Annotated in this window: 13 protein-coding genes; 4 read left to right on the forward strand and 9 right to left on the reverse strand. The window is 73.0% G+C overall.

The genetic code is table 11. The annotated features are described in order from the left end of the window. Window positions 1-2: 2 nt before the first annotated feature. Genes nuoL through nuoN form a run of 3 tightly spaced genes read left to right on the forward strand, consistent with a single transcriptional unit; the run spans window position 3 to window position 5,123 of the window. Complete coding sequence (gene nuoL, locus AB0D66_RS17580; protein ID WP_362303531.1) at window positions 3-1,898, forward strand: NADH-quinone oxidoreductase subunit L; 1,896 nt, start codon at window positions 3-5, stop codon at window positions 1,896-1,898. Between the two features lies 1 nt (window position 1,899). Next, window positions 1,900-3,471, forward strand: coding sequence for an NADH-quinone oxidoreductase subunit M (locus AB0D66_RS17585; protein WP_362303534.1), 1,572 nt, complete (start codon window positions 1,900-1,902; stop codon window positions 3,469-3,471). 32 nt (window positions 3,472-3,503) lie between these two features. Next, window positions 3,504-5,123 (forward strand): NADH-quinone oxidoreductase subunit NuoN, encoded by a 1,620-nt coding sequence (gene nuoN / locus AB0D66_RS17590; protein ID WP_362303570.1) that lies wholly within the window; start codon window positions 3,504-3,506, stop codon window positions 5,121-5,123. Between the two features lie 301 nt (window positions 5,124-5,424). Here nuoN and AB0D66_RS17595 read toward each other — a convergent pair whose 3' ends face one another. From AB0D66_RS17595 to fahA, 9 genes are all read right to left on the reverse strand, one after another. After that, window positions 5,425-6,003 carry a hypothetical protein gene (locus AB0D66_RS17595; RefSeq protein WP_362303537.1) on the reverse strand — a complete coding sequence of 193 codons (579 nt, stop codon included), beginning with the start codon at window positions 6,001-6,003 and terminating at the stop codon, window positions 5,425-5,427. Between the two features lie 83 nt (window positions 6,004-6,086). Next, the gene (locus AB0D66_RS17600) at window positions 6,087-6,710 is read right to left on the reverse strand and encodes a hypothetical protein (protein WP_362303540.1); all 624 of its coding nucleotides are present in this window, start codon (window positions 6,708-6,710) and stop codon (window positions 6,087-6,089) included. A gap of 88 nt (window positions 6,711-6,798) precedes the next feature. Further along, window positions 6,799-9,750 (reverse strand): fumarate reductase/succinate dehydrogenase flavoprotein subunit, encoded by a 2,952-nt coding sequence (locus AB0D66_RS17605; protein WP_362303543.1) that lies wholly within the window; start codon window positions 9,748-9,750, stop codon window positions 6,799-6,801. An 11-nt stretch (window positions 9,751-9,761) separates the two neighbouring features. Beyond that, window positions 9,762-10,520 (reverse strand): ABC transporter ATP-binding protein, encoded by a 759-nt coding sequence (locus AB0D66_RS17610; RefSeq protein ID WP_362303546.1) that lies wholly within the window; start codon window positions 10,518-10,520, stop codon window positions 9,762-9,764. Then, window positions 10,517-11,437, reverse strand: coding sequence for an ABC transporter permease (locus AB0D66_RS17615; protein WP_362303548.1), 921 nt, complete (start codon window positions 11,435-11,437; stop codon window positions 10,517-10,519). The genes AB0D66_RS17610 and AB0D66_RS17615 overlap by 4 nt, the downstream gene beginning before the upstream one ends. Next, window positions 11,434-12,777 carry an ABC transporter substrate-binding protein gene (locus AB0D66_RS17620; RefSeq protein WP_362303551.1) on the reverse strand — a complete coding sequence of 448 codons (1,344 nt, stop codon included), beginning with the start codon at window positions 12,775-12,777 and terminating at the stop codon, window positions 11,434-11,436. The genes AB0D66_RS17615 and AB0D66_RS17620 overlap by 4 nt, the downstream gene beginning before the upstream one ends. Window positions 12,778-12,791: 14 nt before the next feature. Next, the gene (locus AB0D66_RS17625; RefSeq protein ID WP_030011381.1) at window positions 12,792-13,019 is read right to left on the reverse strand and encodes a ferredoxin family protein; all 228 of its coding nucleotides are present in this window, start codon (window positions 13,017-13,019) and stop codon (window positions 12,792-12,794) included. A 39-nt stretch (window positions 13,020-13,058) separates the two neighbouring features. Then, window positions 13,059-13,829 carry a GntR family transcriptional regulator gene (locus AB0D66_RS17630; RefSeq protein ID WP_362303555.1) on the reverse strand — a complete coding sequence of 257 codons (771 nt, stop codon included), beginning with the start codon at window positions 13,827-13,829 and terminating at the stop codon, window positions 13,059-13,061. 139 nt (window positions 13,830-13,968) lie between these two features. After that, the gene (gene fahA / locus AB0D66_RS17635) at window positions 13,969-15,192 is read right to left on the reverse strand and encodes a fumarylacetoacetase (protein ID WP_362303558.1); all 1,224 of its coding nucleotides are present in this window, start codon (window positions 15,190-15,192) and stop codon (window positions 13,969-13,971) included. A 141-nt stretch (window positions 15,193-15,333) separates the two neighbouring features. Here fahA and AB0D66_RS17640 point away from each other — a divergent pair, with 141 nt between their 5' ends. After that, window positions 15,334-16,140, forward strand: a complete 807-nt coding sequence (locus tag AB0D66_RS17640) for an HAD family hydrolase (RefSeq protein WP_362303560.1) — start codon at window positions 15,334-15,336, stop codon at window positions 16,138-16,140. The last annotated feature ends 257 nt before the right edge of the window (window positions 16,141-16,397 follow it).

Below are 16,397 nucleotides of genomic sequence, written 5' to 3' on the forward strand. Positions count from 1 at the left end.
CAGTGGAGAATCTGATTGCGCTGCTGGTGGCGGCGCCCCTGCTGGGAGCGGCGGTGCTGCTGTGCGGCGGCCGGCGCCTCGACAAGACCGGCCACTGGATCGGCACCCTGCTCGCGGCCGTCTCCTTCGGCATCGGCGCCGTGCTCTTCGCCGACATGCTGGGGCGCGGCGCCGACGACCGGACCCTGCACCAGCGGCTGTTCACCTGGATCCCGGTCGAGGGCTTCCAGGCCGACCTGGCCTTCCAGCTGGACCAGCTGTCGATGACCTTCGTCCTGCTGATCTCCGGGGTGGGCACGCTCATCCACGTGTACTCGATCGGGTACATGGAGCACGACGAGCGCCGCCGCCGCTTCTTCGGCTACCTCAACCTGTTCGTCGCGGCCATGCTGCTGCTGGTCCTCGCCGACAACTACCTGCTGCTGTACTTCGGCTGGGAGGGCGTGGGCCTCGCCTCGTACCTCCTGATCGGCTTCTGGCAGCACAAGCCCAGCGCGGCCACGGCCGCGAAGAAGGCCTTCCTGGTCAACCGGGTCGGCGACATGGGCCTGTCGATCGCCATCATGCTGATGTTCACCACCTTCGGGACCTTCGCCTTCGGGCCGGTGCTCGGCGCGGTGGGGGAGACTTCCGAAGGCACCCTGACGGCGATCGGCCTGATGCTCCTGCTGGCGGCCTGCGGCAAGTCGGCCCAGGTGCCGCTGCAGTCCTGGCTCGGTGACGCGATGGAGGGCCCGACCCCGGTCTCGGCCCTGATCCACGCGGCGACCATGGTGACCGCGGGCGTGTACCTGATCGTCCGCTCCGGCGCCGTCTTCAACGCGGCGCCCGACGCCCAACTCGTGGTCACCATCGTGGGTGCGGTCACGCTGCTCTTCGGTGCGATCGTCGGTTGCGCGAAGGACGACATCAAGAAGGCGCTCGCCGGGTCGACGATGTCCCAGATCGGCTACATGATCCTGGCGGCGGGCCTCGGCCCCATTGGCTACGTCTTCGCGATCATGCACCTGGTCACGCACGGCTTCTTCAAGGCCGGACTCTTCCTCGGTGCGGGTTCCGTGATGCACGGGATGAACGACGAGGTCGACATGCGCAAGTACGGGGCCTTGAGGAAGTACATGCCGGTCACCTTCGTGACCTTCGGCCTGGGCTACCTCGCGATCATCGGCTTTCCGGGCCTGTCCGGGTTCTTCTCCAAGGACATGATCATCGAGGCGGCCTTCGCCAAGGGCGGCACCCAGGGCTGGATCCTCGGCGGGGTCGCGCTGCTCGGCGCCGGCATCACCGCCTTCTACATGACCCGCGTCATGCTCCTCACCTTCTTCGGCGAGAAGCGCTGGCAGCCGGACGCGGACGGGCACGAGCCCCACCCGCACGAGTCCCCGAAGTCCATGACCATCCCGATGATCATCCTGGCCTTCGGCTCGGTCTTCGCGGGCGGGTTCTTCGAGATCGGCGAGCGGTTCCTGAAGTGGCTCGAGCCCGTCACCGGCTACGAGCACGGCCACCCGCCGGTCAGCGCCCTGACGGTGACCGCGGCGACCATGGTCGTCCTCGTCATCGGCGTCGGCACCGCCTGGGCGATGTACGGCCGGCGGCCCGTCCCGGTCGTCGCCCCGCGGGGCTCGGTCCTCACCCGGGCGGCCCGGCGGGACCTCCTGCAGGACGAGTTCAACCACGTCGTGCTGGTGCGCGGCGGGGAGCACCTGACCCGCTCCCTCGTGTACGTCGACCACAGCCTGGTCGACGGGGTGGTCAACGGTACGGCCGCCTCGGTCGGCGGACTGTCCGGCCGGCTGCGCAAGCTGCAGAACGGCTACGCCCGCAGCTACGCGGTCTCGATGTTCGGGGGCACGGCGATCCTCATCGCCGCGACCCTGCTGATGAGGGCGGTGTGAGATGAGTTTCCCGCTTCTGACGCTGACGGCCGCGGTCCCCGCGGTCGGAGCGATCCTGACGGCGGCCGTCCCGGCCGCCCGGCGGACCGCCGCCAAATGGCTCGCGCTGCTCTTCTCGCTGGCGACCCTGGCCCTGGCCGTGCTCGTCGCGATCCGCTTCGAGCCCGGCGGCGACCGCTACCAGCTCACCGAATCCCGCTCCTGGATCGCCGACTTCGGGGTCCGCTACGAGCTGGGCGTGGACGGGATCGGGGTGGTGCTCATCGGGCTCACCGCGCTCCTGATCCCCTTCGTGATCGCGGCGGGCTGGCACGACGCCGACCCGCTGGAGACCAGCTCCACCCGCTGGCGGCCGACCCAGGGCTTCTTCGCCCTGATCCTGCTGGTCGAGGCGATGGTGATCATCTCCTTCGAGGCCACCGACGTCTTCCTCTTCTACATCTTCTTCGAAGCCATGCTCATCCCGATGTACTTCCTCATCGGCGGCTTCGGGGACCGGGCCCACTCCGGCTCCGAGGAGAACGCGGCCGCGCAGCGCTCGTACGCGGCGGTCAAGTTCCTCCTCTACAACCTGGCCGGCGGCCTGATCATGCTGGCCGCCGTCATCGGGCTGTACGTGGTCGCCGGGAACTTCTCGCTCCAGGAGATCACCGCCGCCCGCGCCGCGGGCACGCTCGACATGGCGACCAACACCGAGCGGCTCCTGTTCCTCGGGTTCTTCTTCGCCTTCGCGGTGAAGGCCCCGCTGTGGCCGCTGCACACCTGGCTGCCGAACGCGATGGGCGAGGCGACCGCCCCGGTCGCCGTGCTGATCACCGCGGTCGTCGACAAGGTCGGCACCTTCGCGATGCTCCGCTTCTGCCTCGGCCTCTTCCCCGAGGCCAGCAAGTGGGCCACGCCGGTGATCCTGGTGCTGGCCCTGATCAGCATCGTCTACGGCGCGCTGGTCGCGGTCGGGCAGCGCGACATCAAGCGGCTGGTCGCCTACGCCTCCATCTCGCACTTCGGGTTCATCATCCTGGGCATCTTCGCGATGACCTCCCAGGGCCAGTCCGGTGCGACGCTCTACATGGTCAACCACGGCATCTCGACGGCGGCCCTGATGCTGGTGGCCGGCTTCCTGATCTCGCGGCGCGGCTCGCGGCTCATCGCCGACTACGGCGGCGTGCAGAAGGTGGCCCCGGTCCTCGCCGGCACCTTCCTCATCGGCGGCCTCGCCACCCTCTCGCTGCCCGGGCTCGCGCCCTTCGTCAGTGAGTTCCTGGTCCTGGTCGGCACCTTCGCCCGGTACCCGGTCGTCGGCATCATCGCCACCATCGGCATCGTGCTGGCCGCGCTCTACACGCTGGTGCTCTACCAGCGTACGATGACCGGCCCCGTCAAGGAGGAGGTCCGCACCATGCCGGACCTGCGCCTGCGGGAGGTGCTGGTGGTCGCCCCGCTGATCGCGCTGCTGATCGGCCTGGGCGTGTACCCGAAGGTGCTGACCGACATCGTCAACCCGGCGGTGGAGCACACCATGTCGGACGTGAAGCAGACCGACCCCGCACCTGAAGTGGAGGCGGCGAAGTGAGCACACTGACTTCCGCCCACAGCCTGTGGCCGCTGGCGGCCGAGGCGCCGGTCGACCGGATCCCGGCGCCGGTCATCGAGTACGCGCAGCTCGCGCCCACGCTGATCGTGGTGGGCGCGGCGATCCTCGGGATCCTCGTGGAGGCGTTCGTACCGCGCAAGTCCCGCTACTACGTGCAGGTGTTCCTCTCCGTCGCCGCGCTGGCCTCGGCCTTCGCGGCGGTCGTCGGCCTCGCGGCCGGCGGGTACGGGTCCACCAAGGCGCACATCGCGGCGATGGGCGCGATCGCGGTGGACGGTCCGGCGCTGTTCCTGCAGGGCACCATCCTGCTGGCCTCGATCGTCGCCGTGTTCACCTTCGCCGAGCGGCGCCTCGACCCGGCCGCGCACGGCAACCGGGTGGACTCCTTCGCCGCCCAGGCGGCGTCCGTCCCGGGCAGCGACAGCGAGAAGGAAGCCGTCAAGGCCGGGTTCACCACCACCGAGGTCTTCCCGCTGGCGCTGTTCGCGATCGCCGGCATGCTGATCTTCCCGGCGGCCAACGACCTGCTGACGCTGTTCATCGCGCTGGAGGTCTTCTCCCTCCCGCTGTACCTGCTCTGCGCCCTCGCCCGCCGCCAGCGGCTGATGTCGCAGGAGGCCGCGGTCAAGTACTTCCTGCTGGGCGCGTTCTCCTCCGCCTTCCTCCTCTTCGGCATCGCGCTGCTCTACGGGTACGCGGGCTCGGTCTCGTACGCGGCGATCGCCGACGTGGTGGACGGCACGGTCGCGAAGATCGACCCGGCGCTGGCCGACACCATGGGCAACGACGTGCTGCTGCTGATCGGCGGGGCACTGATCCTGATGGGCCTGCTCTTCAAGGTCGGCGCGGTGCCCTTCCACATGTGGACCCCGGACGTCTACCAGGGCGCCCCGACCCCGGTCACCGGCTTCATGGCGGCGGCGACGAAGGTCGCCGCGTTCGGCGCCCTGCTGCGGCTGCTCTACGTGGTCCTGCCCGGCCTGCGCTGGGACTGGCGGCCGGTGATGTGGGGCGTCGCCATCGTCACGATGCTGGCGGGCGCGGTGATCGCCGTGACGCAGACCGATGTCAAGCGGCTGCTCGCCTACTCCTCGATCGCGCACGCGGGCTTCATCCTGGCCGGTGTGATCGCGACCTCGGCGGAGGGGGTCTCCTCCGTGCTCTTCTACCTGGGCGCCTACTCCTTCGTGACGATCGGCGCCTTCGCGGTGGTCACGCTGGTGCGCGACGCGGGCGGGGAGGCGACGCACCTGTCGAAGTGGGCGGGCCTGGGCCGCCGGTCGCCGCTGACCGCGGCGGTGTTCGCGGTGTTCCTGCTGGCCTTCGCCGGCATTCCGCTGACGTCCGGCTTCGCGGGCAAGTTCGCCGTGTTCAAGGCGGCGGCGGAGGGCGGCGCCGGGGCGCTGGTCGTGGTCGGTGTGATCTCGTCCGCGATCGCCGCGTTCTTCTACATCCGGGTGATCGTCCTGATGTTCTTCAGCGAGCCGAAGGCCGACGGCCCGACGGTGGCCGTCCCCTCGCCGCTGACGATGACGACGATCGCGGTGGGCGTCGCCGTGACCGTGGTCCTGGGCGTGGCCCCGCAGTACTTCCTGGACCTGGCGGGTCAGGCGAGCACGTTCGTGCGCTGACCTGTCCGCGTGACGGAGATGGGCCCGGCTCCCCTGGGGGGAGCCGGGCCCATCGTGCTACTCGGCGCTCCTGCGTTTCGCCGCGATCTCGGTGAGGTCCACGTCGATGGGGAAGGGGACCGTGACCTTGAGCCGGTCGTGGAAGATGCCGGTGTTGCGTTCATCGATGTCGATCGTGAACTCGCGACGCTGCCCGCGGGCGGGATCGGCCAGCTGTGTTCCGGGTTCATCCGTGCTCTCATGAGCCGCAGTCTCGCGAGTGCGTCCAGCGTATCGCCGGGGTTCCCGCGAGAAGCCGCCCCTACGGGTGAGTCATATGCCCCGAGCACTTGATGTTCGGGTTCCAGTTGTGGAAGCGGCCGGCCGGGTTCTTCTCGTACGCCCACATGTGGAGGTCGTAGTGCTTGGGCATGCCCGTCCAGTGGCCGGGCATCGGCCCGTCGAAGGGGAGCCCGAACATGCTCGGCCGGTCGTCGGCGGTCTTCAGGTCCTGGTCGCGGTCCGTGGACATCCACTCCACGGCCTGGAGCTTGCGGCGGCCGTCGCGGTCCTTCTCGGCGCTGTAGAGGAGCGCGGTCGGCTTGCTCGGGTCCTTCGAACCCCAGTAGGCCGCCTTGACGTAGTGGTAGCCCATGGCGCCCACGCCGAACGGGTTGGCCATGCACTCCTTGCCGTGCGGGACGTACCCGTCCTTGATCGCTGCCCGCTCGTCCACGTACTTGGCCGTCACCTTGATCGCGGTCGCCATGTCCGCCATCGCCTTCTGGTCGCGCGGGTCGGGCGCGGGTCCTTCGACGCCGTGGGCCGGGGCCAGGGCGGCCAGGCCGAGCGACGCGGCGACCGCACAGATCAGGGCAGCCTTGTGAGTACGGGCGGACATGGGGGCTCCTGCCGTTCGGGGGCTTTCGTCCACCTTCCCGGCGGCCCCCGGCCGGTGCACGCGGCGCGCCTCCGAACGGGGGGTCAGGGACGGGTCGTGCCCGGGCGGCAGCGCAGGTCCGGGTTGAACGTGGCGAACAGACCGGCGGGGTTGGGCTTCCAGAGCCAGACGTGCAGGGCGTAGTGGACCTTCTGGCCCTTGAAGCGGCCGGGGATCGGTCCCTTGAAGGGCTGGCCGAAGAGGCTCGGCCGGTCGTCGTCCGTCTCGACCTTGCCGTCCCGGTCCATGACGACCCATTCGAGGGCCACCAGCCTGCGCCGGCCCGACGCGTCGTCCTCGTAGAGCAGGGCCGCGGGCTTCGCGGGGTCGAGGGAGTCGTCGTAGGCGTGGTTGAAGTGCGGGTAGCCCACGGCCCCGCCGCCGGCCGGGTCGGCTACGCAGTACCGGTCGGGGACGTACCCGGCGGCGGTCGCGGCCGGTTCCCGCAGGTAGCGGGAGCTCGACAGCGCCGCCCGGGTGAGGTCGGCCAGGGCGGCCGGTCCGGAGCGGGGGCCGGTGCCGGTGCCGGTGGCGCGGCCGGCGTGCGGGCCGGTGAGCGGGGCGGAGCCGGTGTGCGGGCCGGGGGTGGCCGCGGCGGGGACCGCCGGGGCGGTGAGGGCCGCCGCGGCGGCGAGGGCCAGGACGAGCATGCCGGTACGAGAGGCCATACGGGGACTCCTGGATCGTCGGGTCGAGGCCCCAGGAGCATCACCCACGGCCCGCGGTCCACCGGGACGGCAGGCCGGTCGGGGCCGGTCAGGCCGCCCGGGCGGCGTACGCGCGGACGTCCGCGTCCGGGTCGGCGACCGCCGTGGCGAGGGCCGCCCGCGCCGCGTCGGCCTCCCGGTGGGCGAGCAGCGCGAGGACCGCGGCCTTGCGGACGTCGGCGTTGGTGTCGGCCAGGGCCCCGGCGAGGGCCGGTACGGCCGCTGCGGGAGCCGCGGCCGACAGGGCGGCGGCCGCACCCGCCCGGACCTGCCAGGCGGGATCGGCCAGGGCCGCCACGGCGGTCTCGGCGTACCGCCCGGGGCAGCCGGTGGCGGCCAGCGCCCCCAGGGCGGCGCCCCGCACCAGCGGATCGGAGTCGGCCAGCAGCGGGTCCAGGGGAGCCGGGGCCGGAGCGTGCACCGAGGCGAGGCCCTTGGCCACGGCCACCCGGACCTCGCGGGCCGGGTCCGCCGCGGCCGCGGCCAGCGCCCGGGCCGCGTCCACCGAGACCAGGGCCCGCACGGCGTGGATGCGGACCTCGGGGACGGCGTCGGCCAACGCGGCGGCGTACAGGCCGGCGTCGCCCAGGCGCAGGGCGCGCAGGGCTTCGAGCGCGGCCGAGCGCACCGCCGGGTCGGGCACGGCGAGGGCGGCGCGCAGCCTGGCGCCCAGCTCGGGCTCGGCCGGCAGCACCTCCAGCAGCTCGCGCAACGCGGCCGCGGCGGCGGCCCGTACGGCCCGATCCGCGTCGGCGAGGCAGGCGGCGAGCACCGGCCCGGCCCCCGCCGGCCCGGTCTCGCCCAACGCGGTCACGGCGGCGGCCCGCACCGCCGGATCCGCGGAGCCGAGGTAGGGCCTCAGCTCACCGAGGCCGGGCGCCTCCTCGACCAGCGCCAGCAGCTCGAGTATCAACGCGGCCCCCTCCCGCCCCGCCGGCTCCGCCTCGACGGCTCCGCCCGGGGTGCCGTGGTCCCGGTCGCTCTCCGCCGCGCCGGCTCCGCTGCGGGCGCCCTCGGCCGCGACGGCTCCGGCTACGGCGACACCCGCGCCGGCGTCTCCGGTTCCGGCACCGTCGACTGCGCCCCCGGCGGCGCCGGCCTCTGCGACTCCGGCCCCGGCCGCCCCGGTTCCGGCCCCCGGGTCCGCCGCGCCGGCGCGCGTCGGGGCCTCGGCCCGGGGAGGGGCGGGGACATGCGTCGGCCGTGCCGGTGGTGGTGTGGGGGCGGCCTTGGCGACCTGGGGGAGGGCGACCTCGCCCAGGTGGCGTTCCGGGCCGCCCTGCGGGGTGAACTCGTCCACCGGGACCAGGTACGGCTCCACCGGCCGGGCGGTGAACTCCATCGCTCCCGAGGGCGACTTGCGCAGGTCCAGGTGGTACAGCCAGTCCTCGTCGTCCCGCTCCGGGTGGTCCAGGCGCTCGTGGTAGAGGCCCCAGCGGGACTCCGTACGGGCGAGCGAGGCGCGGGCCGCCATCTCCGCGCAGTCCCGGATGAAGGACACCTCCGCGCACCGCATCAGCTCGTGGGCCGTGGTCGCGCCCATCTCCGCGATCTCGCCGGCCATCCGGTCGAAGGCCGCCACGGCCAGCGACAGCCTCGCGCCCGTCTTCGGCGGGGCCACGTAGTCGTTCACGAACCGCCGCAGTTTGTACTCCACCTGCGGCTGCGGCGGCCCGTCCGGGTGGCGCAGCGGCCGGTAGACCAGCTCGTGCGCCGCCGCGAGCTGGTCGGCGGGCAGGGGCCCCTCGTACGCGGTGTGGCCGGCGGCGTCCGCCCCCGCCAGGTCCCCGAAGACGAAGGCCCCGATCATGTAGTTGTGCGGCACCGCGGCCAGGTCTCCGGCCGCGTACAGCCGGGGCACGGTGGTCCGGGCGTGGTCGTCCACGCGCACGCCCGACGCGGAGTGGCCCCCGCACAGCCCGATCTCCGAGATGTGCATCTCGATGTCGTGCGTGCGGTAGTCGTGCCCGCGCCCCGCGTGGAAGGTGCCGCGCGTCGGCCGCTCGGTGGTGTGCAGGATCGATTCGAGGGAGGCCACCGACTCCTCCGGGAGGTGGCTGAGCTTGAGGTACACCGGCCCCCGGTCCGAGGCGAGTTCGGCGGCGAACTCCGCCATCATCTGCCCCGACCAGTAGTCGGAGTCGACGAACCGCTCGCCGTGCCGGTTGACCTGGTAGCCGCCGAACGGGTTCGCGACGTACGCGCAGGCCGGCCCGTTGTAGTCCTTGATCAGCGGATTGATCTGGAAGCACTCGATCCCGGTCAGCGCGGCGCCCGCGTGGTAGGCCATGGCGTAGCCGTCGCCCGCGTTGGTCGGGTTCTCGTAGGTGCCGTAGAGATAGCCGGAGGCCGGCAGTCCCAGGCGCCCGCAGGGGCCGGTCGCCAGGATCACGGCCCCGGCCCGCACGGTCACGAAGCCGCCGGTGCGGGTGTTGAAGGCCGCGGCCCCGATCGCCCGGCCGTCCTCGGGCGAGGTGAGCACCCGCACCGGCATCACCCGGTTCTCGATCCGGATCCGCTCGCGCATCTCGCGCCGTCGCAGCTGCCGGTAGAGGACCTTCTTGACGTCCTTGCCCTCGGGCATCGGCAGGACGTAGGAGCCCGAGCGGTGGACCTGGCGCACCGCGTACTCGCCGTGCTCGTCCTTCTCGAACTTCACCCCGTACGACTCCAGGCGCTGCACCATCGCGAACCCGCGGGTGGCGGTCTGCCGGACCGTCGACTGGTCGACGATCCCGTCGTTGGCGCGGGTGATCTCGGCGACGTAGTCGTCGGGCTCGGCGCGGCCGGGGACGACGGCGTTGTTGACCCCGTCCATGCCCATGGCCAGGGCGCCGGAGTGGCGGACGTGCGCCTTCTCCAGGAGCAGCACCCGCGCCCCGCGCTCGGCGGCGGTGAGCGCGGCCATCGTGCCGGCCGTGCCTCCGCCGATGACGAGGACGTCGCAGGAGAGTTCCTCGGCGTCGCCGATCGCGGGGATGTCCATCACGGGGAGGTCCATGGTGCGGCCCTTCAGAGTGAGTTGATGATCTGCTGCCGGAGCGCGGAGTGGTCGGCGTCCCGGCGGCGCGGCCGCGGGACGGTGAGCACCTCGCCGGTGGCCGGCAGGGCGACGCGGTCGCCGAGGAACAGCGCCTCGTCCACGTCGTGGGTGACGAAGACGACGGTCGCCGCGGTACCGGCGAGGACGTCGACGAGGAGGTCCTGCATCCCGGCGCGGGTCTGGGCGTCGAGCGCCCCGAACGGTTCGTCCATGAGGACGGCGCGGGGGCGCGCGACGAGGGCGCGGGCCAGCTGCACGCGCTGGCGCTGCCCGCCGGAGAGCTGGTGCGGCAGCCGTCCGGCGTGGCCGGCGAGGCCCACGCGGTCCAGCCATTGCCCGGCGATCCGCCGCCGTTCGGCCCGGCCGGTGCGGGAGGGCCCGATAGCCAGGGGGAGTTCCACGTTGGCGCGGACGGTGCGCCAGGGGAGCAGGGCGTCGTCCTGGAAGACCAGGGCCCGGTCGGCGTCCGGGCCGGTCAGGGGCCGCCCGTCCTGTTCGACCGTGCCGCCCAGCGGGGGCAGCAGCCCGGCCAGCGTGCGCAGCAGCGTGGACTTGCCGCATCCGGAGGGGCCGACGACCGTCAGCACCTCGCCGGCTTCGACCGCGAGGTCGAACCCGTCGAGCACCACGGCCCCCCGGTGGCCGAGCCGCGCCCCGCGCAGCGCGAGCCGGGCCCCGCGGGCGGCGGTGGGGGCGGCGGGGCCGGTCACGACATCGGTCGCACTCATGACGGGGTCACCTCTCGGGTCGGGGACGGGGACGCGCCCTGGGGCTTGGCCGGGCGGGCCGGGAAGGCCGGGCGGGCCGGGAAGGCCGGGCGGGCCGAGGAGGCCGGGGCTGCCGGGCGGGCCGGCGGCGTCGGCCGGGCCGGGCCCTGTGCGGCGCCCGAGGGGAGCCAGTGCGTCAGGCGGCGGCCCGTGCGCTCCACCGCCGTGGAGGTCAGCCAGCCCAGCGCCCCGATGGTGGCCATGCCGACGAAGACGCCGGGGTAGTCCACCACCGTGTAGTCCTGCCAGGTGCGGTAGCCGACCCCGTACTCGCCGGAGATCATCTCGGCCGAGATCACGCAGATCCACGACACCCCGATGCCCACCGACAGCCCCCCGAAGATGCCGGGCAGGGCGCCGGGCAGCACCACGGAGAACAGGATCCGCAGCCGGCCGCCGCCCATGGTCAGCACCGCCTCCTCCCACACCGGCGTCAGCGCCCGCACCGCGTGCCGCGTCGAGACCAGCACGGGGAAGAAGGCGGCCGCGCAGGTGATGAAGACGATCCCCTGCTCGTTGGAGGGGAACAGCAGGATCGCCACCGGCACCAGGGCGATGGCCGGGATCGGCCGCAGCACCTCCAGGACCGGTCCCAGCAGATCGGCCGCCGTCCGGGACCGGGCCAGGGCCGTGCCTGCGGCGACCCCCAGGACCGCGGCCAGCACGAAGCCCGTCACGATCCGGCGCAGGCTGGAGCCCAGGTCCTGCCAGTAGGCCGCGGCCCGGGCCCGCTCCGCGAAGGTCGCCGCCACCTCGTCCACGGTCGGGAACTGCTCGAAGCGCAGCCACAGGTTCACGTCGAGGGAGGTCAGCCCCTGCCACAGCAGCAACGCCGCCCCGAGCGAAGCCGCCCGCAGCAGCCGGCGCCCGGCCGTCATGACGCCAGGGCTCCGGCTTCGGCGAAGCCCACGATCCGCGCCCCGGACTCCTTGTGCCGGTCGACGTACGACTTCGCGCCCGCCGCGGTGACGAACGCCCGCAGCTCCGTCCCCTCCGCCACCCACACGGCCTTGTCCGCGAACCACAGGGTGCCGGTCACCGCGTCCGGTACGTACGCCGCCCGGACGTCCGCGCCGCGCAGGGCCTTCAGCAGCTCGCGCGGCGTGTCGAAGCTCCGGGTGCCCGCCTGCCCCTTGAGCCAGAGCTCCGGCCGGGCGGGCGCCGCCTGCGGGTACTGCGGCGCGCCGGCCGTCGCCCGCTCCAGGGGCTCGGGGTCGACGAACCCGTCCACGTCCACGTCGGAGACCAGTTTGGCCTCCTTCAGCAGCGGCACGTCCTGCTTCAGCGCGTCGATCAGCTGCGGGCGCAGGGCCGGGTCGAAGGTCGCGATGCCGTTCGCGCCGTTGTACAGGTACACGACCTCGGCGGGCAGGCCGGTCTCCTCGGCCACGGACTCGGCGGCCGCGACCGGCTCGGCGCGCAGGTGGTCGGTGGCCTTGCGCTGGGCCCGCAGGAAGTCCTCCAGCACGCCGGCCCGCTCGCGCGCGAACTTCTCGCGCACGGTGACCCCGTGGAAGGTCGGCAGGTTCAGCTCGGCGCCGTCGTACAGGGCCTTGGCCCGGCCCTCGTGCGCCAGCTGCCCCGGCCAGGCCACGAACTGGGACAGCGCGTCCACACTGCCCGCCTGGAGCGCCGAAGCGCCCACGCTGGGCTGCTGGTTGAGCTTCTCGATGCCCTTGGCCGGGTCGATCCCGGCCTGCTGCAGGGCCCGTACGAGGGTTCCGTCGGCCGCGGAGCCGACGGACGTCGACACCTTCCTGCCGCGCAGGTCGGCGAGCGACTCCAGCTTCGAATCCGGTCCGGTGACCACGGTGTTGAGGCCGCCGCGCAGGTTGTATCCGGTCACGGACACGAGGCGGGTGGGCTGTTTCAGCTCGCGGCCGCGCGCCGCGTTGATCAGGAGCGGGAAATCACCCATCGAACCGATGTCGATCTTCCCGGCGGTCATCTGGGCGGTGATCGGGGCGCCGGTGGCGTAGTCCTGCCAGTCCACCTTGTAGGCGACCCCGTCCCTCTTGCCGCGCGCCGCGAGCTCCTGTTCGAAGTAGCCCAGGGAGCGCAGCAGCGTGCCCGCGGTGACGGTGTTGATGGTCTTGGACTGGTAGCCGACGGTCACGGTGACCGTCTGGGAGCCGGCCGTCCCGGAAGCCTCCGCACAGCCGGCGGCCGCCGGGGCCACGAGCAGGACGAGGGCGGGCAGGAGTGCCTGGGTGCGCATGGGGACGGAACCTTTCACCGGAGCAGGTAGGGCATGTTGACGGTCACCGCGCCGGTGGGGCAGCGGGCGGCGCACGGGCCGCAGTACCAGCACTCGTCCACGTGCATGTAGGCCTTGCCGTTGTCCTCGCGGATCGCGAGCGAGTCGAGCGGACACATGTCGACGCAGAGGGTGCAGCCGTCGATGCACAGGGACTCGTCGATGGTCACGGGCACGTCGCCGCGCTGGGGGACCACGGGCATGGCTGTCTCCAGGGAAAGGGGTGCGGGAGGTCGGAGGGGTCAGAGCGAGCGGCGCAGCAGGCCGCTCATGGTGATCCGGTCACCGCGGAAGCGGATGAACTCCAGGTCCACGGGCCGGCCGTCGGCCAGGTGGGTGAGCCGCTCCAGCATCAGGACGGCGGCCCCGCGCGGGGCCTGCAGCACGGCGGCCGAGTGCGCGTCGGCGTTGACGGCCTCGAGGGTGATCTCGGCGTGGCCGAGCGGCTGTCCGGTGAGCTGCTCGAGGAGCCGGAAGACGTCCGTGTTCTCCAGGTCGCAGCCCAGCAGTCCGGCGCCGACGTCCATCGGCACGTAGGTGAGGTCGAGGGAGAGCGGCAGCCCGTTCAGGCGGCGCAGCCGTTCGATGTAGAGCACGTCGGCGTGCTCGGGCAGGCCGAGGCGGCCCGCGACCGGGGCGGGCGCGCGCACGGCGCCGACCGTGCGGACCTCGTTGGTCACCCGCCCGTGCTCGTGCAGGGTTTCGGCCAGGCCCTGGAGGCGGTCCAGGCCGTGCCGGTACTTCTCGCACACGACGACGGTGCCCACACCGGGGCGGCGCTCCACGAGCTGCTCGCCGCGCAGCAGGTCGAGGGCCTGGCGGACGGTGTTGCGGCCTGCGCCGTAGTCGGCGGCGAGGGCGTCCTCGAGGGGGAGGACCCCGCCGGGGAAGCCGCCGCCGAGGATCTGGTGGCGCAACAGGTCGGCGAGCTGGCGCGCCTGGTCCGCGCGCAGTCGCCGGCGGCGCGCGGCGGCGACCGGGACGGTGTGCGCGGCAGTGCGTTCGGCTGGCATGGCAGGGAACGTACCGGCGGTCCGGCGGCCGTGGTGTTGCCGCAGTATTGCGCCACCGGACGGCGCGGCTACGGGGCTTTGACCTGCGGGTTCGGCGGGGCGGTGGAGGGATCCGCCACCCCGCCGACCAAATGCCGGACTAGCGCGATCCCACGATGCGGCCGGTGACCTCGCCGAGGCCCACCCGGGTGCCCGAGGCGCCGGGCGCCCAGGCGGTGAGGGTGACGGTGTCCCCGTCCTCCAGGAAGGTGCGCTTGCCGTCGGCGAGTTCGAGCGCGTCCCGCCCGTTCCAGGTCAGCTCCAGCAGCGAGCCGCGCTGGCCCGTCTCGGGGCCGCTGACGGTGCCGGAGCCGTACACGTCGCCGGTGCGCAGGGAGGCGCCGTTGACGGTCATGTGCGCGAGCTGCTGGGCGGCGGTCCAGTACATCGAGGCGAACGGCGGCTGCGCCACCTCCGTCCCGTTGATGGAGACGGTGATGTGCAGGTCGAAGCCGCCGGGACGGTCGGCGGCGGCGTCGTCCAGGTAGGGCAGCAGGGGGAAGTCCCGGGCGGGCGGGTTGACGCGGGCCGCGTCCAGGGCCTCGAGCGGGGTCACCCAGGCGGAGACGGAGGTGGCGAAGGACTTGCCGAGGAAGGGGCCGAGCGGCACGTACTCCCAGGCCTGGATGTCGCGCGCCGACCAGTCGTTGAGGAGGAAGAGCCCGAAGACGTGGTCCTCGAACTCGCCCAGCGCCACCGGGCGGCCCAGCTCGGAGGGGGTCCCGACGACGAAGCCGACCTCGGCCTCGATGTCGAGCTTGACGGACGGGCCGAAGACGGGCGCCGGGTCGGCGGGCGCCTTGCGCTGCCCGCAGGGTCGTACGACGTCGGTGCCGGACACGACGATGGTGCCCGACCGGCCGTGGTAACCGATGGGCAGGTGCTTCCAGTTGGGGGTGAGCGCGTCCCCGTCGGGCCGGAAGATCCGGCCGACGTTGGTGGCGTGGTGCTCGCTCGCGTAGAAGTCGACGTAGTCGGCGACCTCGTACGGCAGGTGCAGCGTGACCTCGTCGAGCGGCAGCAGGTGCGGCTCCACGGTGGGGCGGTGGCCGGGGTCGGTGACCCAGGCGGTCAGCGCGCGGCGCACGTCGCGCCAGGCGGTGCGCCCGGCGGCCAGCAGCGGGTTGAGCGAGGACTGCCCGAGCAGCCCGGCGTACGGGGAACCGAGCGCGGCCGCGGCCGCCCCCGCGTCGAGCACGTGTCCGCCGATCCGCACGCCGATCCGGCGGCGGTCTTCCCCGGCGGTCGAGAAGACGCCGTAGGGGAGGTTGTGCGGCCCGAACGGGTCGCCCTCGGGAACATCGAGGGGGCTCTGCTGGGGCATGGGGTGCTGCCTCGCTTTCGACGCGGTCCGGGGGTGTCCCGGGGGCTGGTTGACACGTTACGTGGCTGGTGGGGCCTTCGGGAGGCCGGATTCGGGCGCTATTTGTAGGACTTGTCCAACGGGGTCCGTATCCTTGGCGCCGTGACTTCCGCCCTCCCCTATGCCTTGATCGCCACTGACCTGGACGGGACTCTGCTGTGCGCCGGGGACACCGTCTCCGCCCGCTCGTACGCGGCGCTCGCCACGGCGCGCGCCGCGGGCGCGCAGCACATCATCGTCACCGGCCGCCCGGTCCCACAGGTCCGGCACGTGCTGGACGGCCTTGGTTACGAGGGGCTCGCGGTGTGCGGGCAGGGCGCGCAGGTGTACGACGCGGCGCGCGGGCGCCTGCTGCACTCCGTCTCCATGGACCGGGGGCTGGCCGAGGTGGCCCTCGGCAAGATCGAGGCGGAGATCGGCGAGGTCTACGCGGCGGTCAACCAGGAGGGGGTCGACGCGGAGATGCTGATAGGGCCGGGCTACCGGATGTGGCATCCGCACCTGCCGACGGTACGGGTGCCGCGACGGTCGGACCTGTGGTCGGCCCCGATCAACAAGGTGCTGCTCCAGCACCCCCGCCTGGACGACGACGAGCTGACGCGGGTGGCGCGGGGGGTGGTCGGCGACCTGGTGAACGTCACCATGGCGGGGGAGCACACCGTGGAGCTCCAGCCGCCGGGCATCGACAAGGCCAGTGGGCTCGCGCGGGCGGCGGAGGTGCTGGGGCTGGCCGCCTCGACGACGATCGCCTTCGGCGACATGCCGAACGACGTGCCGATGTTCGCGTGGTCCGGGTACGGGGTGGCCATGGCCAACGCCCACCGCGAGCTGGTCGCGGTCGCGGACGAGGTCACGCTGTCGAACGAGTCCGACGGCATCGCGGTGGTCCTGGAACGGCTCTACACATAACGCCCGCCCCCTCCCGCTGCGCGGCCCCCCCCGACCCCCGGTCCTCCGCCCCGGGGCCCCCGCCCGGGGCTCTGCCCCAAACCCCCTGGGGGGCTCCGCCCCGCGGTCCCCGCCTGGGGCTCTGCCCCGAACCCTTGGGGGCTCGCGCCCCCCGGTCCCCGTCTGGGGCTCTGCCCCGAACCCTTGGGGGCTCGCGCCCCCCGGTCCCCGTCTGGGGCTCTGCCCCGAACCCTTGGGGGCTCGCGCCCCCCGGTCCC

The organism is Streptomyces sp. NPDC048270 (assembly GCF_040652335.1).
Lineage (GTDB): Bacteria > Actinomycetota > Actinomycetes > Streptomycetales > Streptomycetaceae > Streptomyces.

Excerpts from the sequence above, each read along its gene's own strand:
- AB0D66_RS17585 (WP_362303534.1), top strand. The coding sequence starts at position 1,900 with ATGAGTTTCCCGCTTCTGACGCTGACGGCCGCGGTCCCCGCGGTCGGA.
- AB0D66_RS17595 (WP_362303537.1), bottom strand. The coding sequence starts at position 6,003 with ATGTCCGCCCGTACTCACAAGGCTGCCCTGATCTGTGCGGTCGCCGCG.
- AB0D66_RS17600 (WP_362303540.1), bottom strand. The coding sequence starts at position 6,710 with ATGGCCTCTCGTACCGGCATGCTCGTCCTGGCCCTCGCCGCCGCGGCG.
- AB0D66_RS17605 (WP_362303543.1), bottom strand. The coding sequence starts at position 9,750 with ATGGACCTCCCCGTGATGGACATCCCCGCGATCGGCGACGCCGAGGAA.
- AB0D66_RS17610 (WP_362303546.1), bottom strand. The coding sequence starts at position 10,520 with ATGAGTGCGACCGATGTCGTGACCGGCCCCGCCGCCCCCACCGCCGCC.
- AB0D66_RS17615 (WP_362303548.1), bottom strand. The coding sequence starts at position 11,437 with ATGACGGCCGGGCGCCGGCTGCTGCGGGCGGCTTCGCTCGGGGCGGCG.
- AB0D66_RS17620 (WP_362303551.1), bottom strand. The coding sequence starts at position 12,777 with ATGCGCACCCAGGCACTCCTGCCCGCCCTCGTCCTGCTCGTGGCCCCG.
- AB0D66_RS17625 (WP_030011381.1), bottom strand. The coding sequence starts at position 13,019 with ATGCCCGTGGTCCCCCAGCGCGGCGACGTGCCCGTGACCATCGACGAG.
- AB0D66_RS17630 (WP_362303555.1), bottom strand. The coding sequence starts at position 13,829 with ATGCCAGCCGAACGCACTGCCGCGCACACCGTCCCGGTCGCCGCCGCG.
- fahA (WP_362303558.1), bottom strand. The coding sequence starts at position 15,192 with ATGCCCCAGCAGAGCCCCCTCGATGTTCCCGAGGGCGACCCGTTCGGG.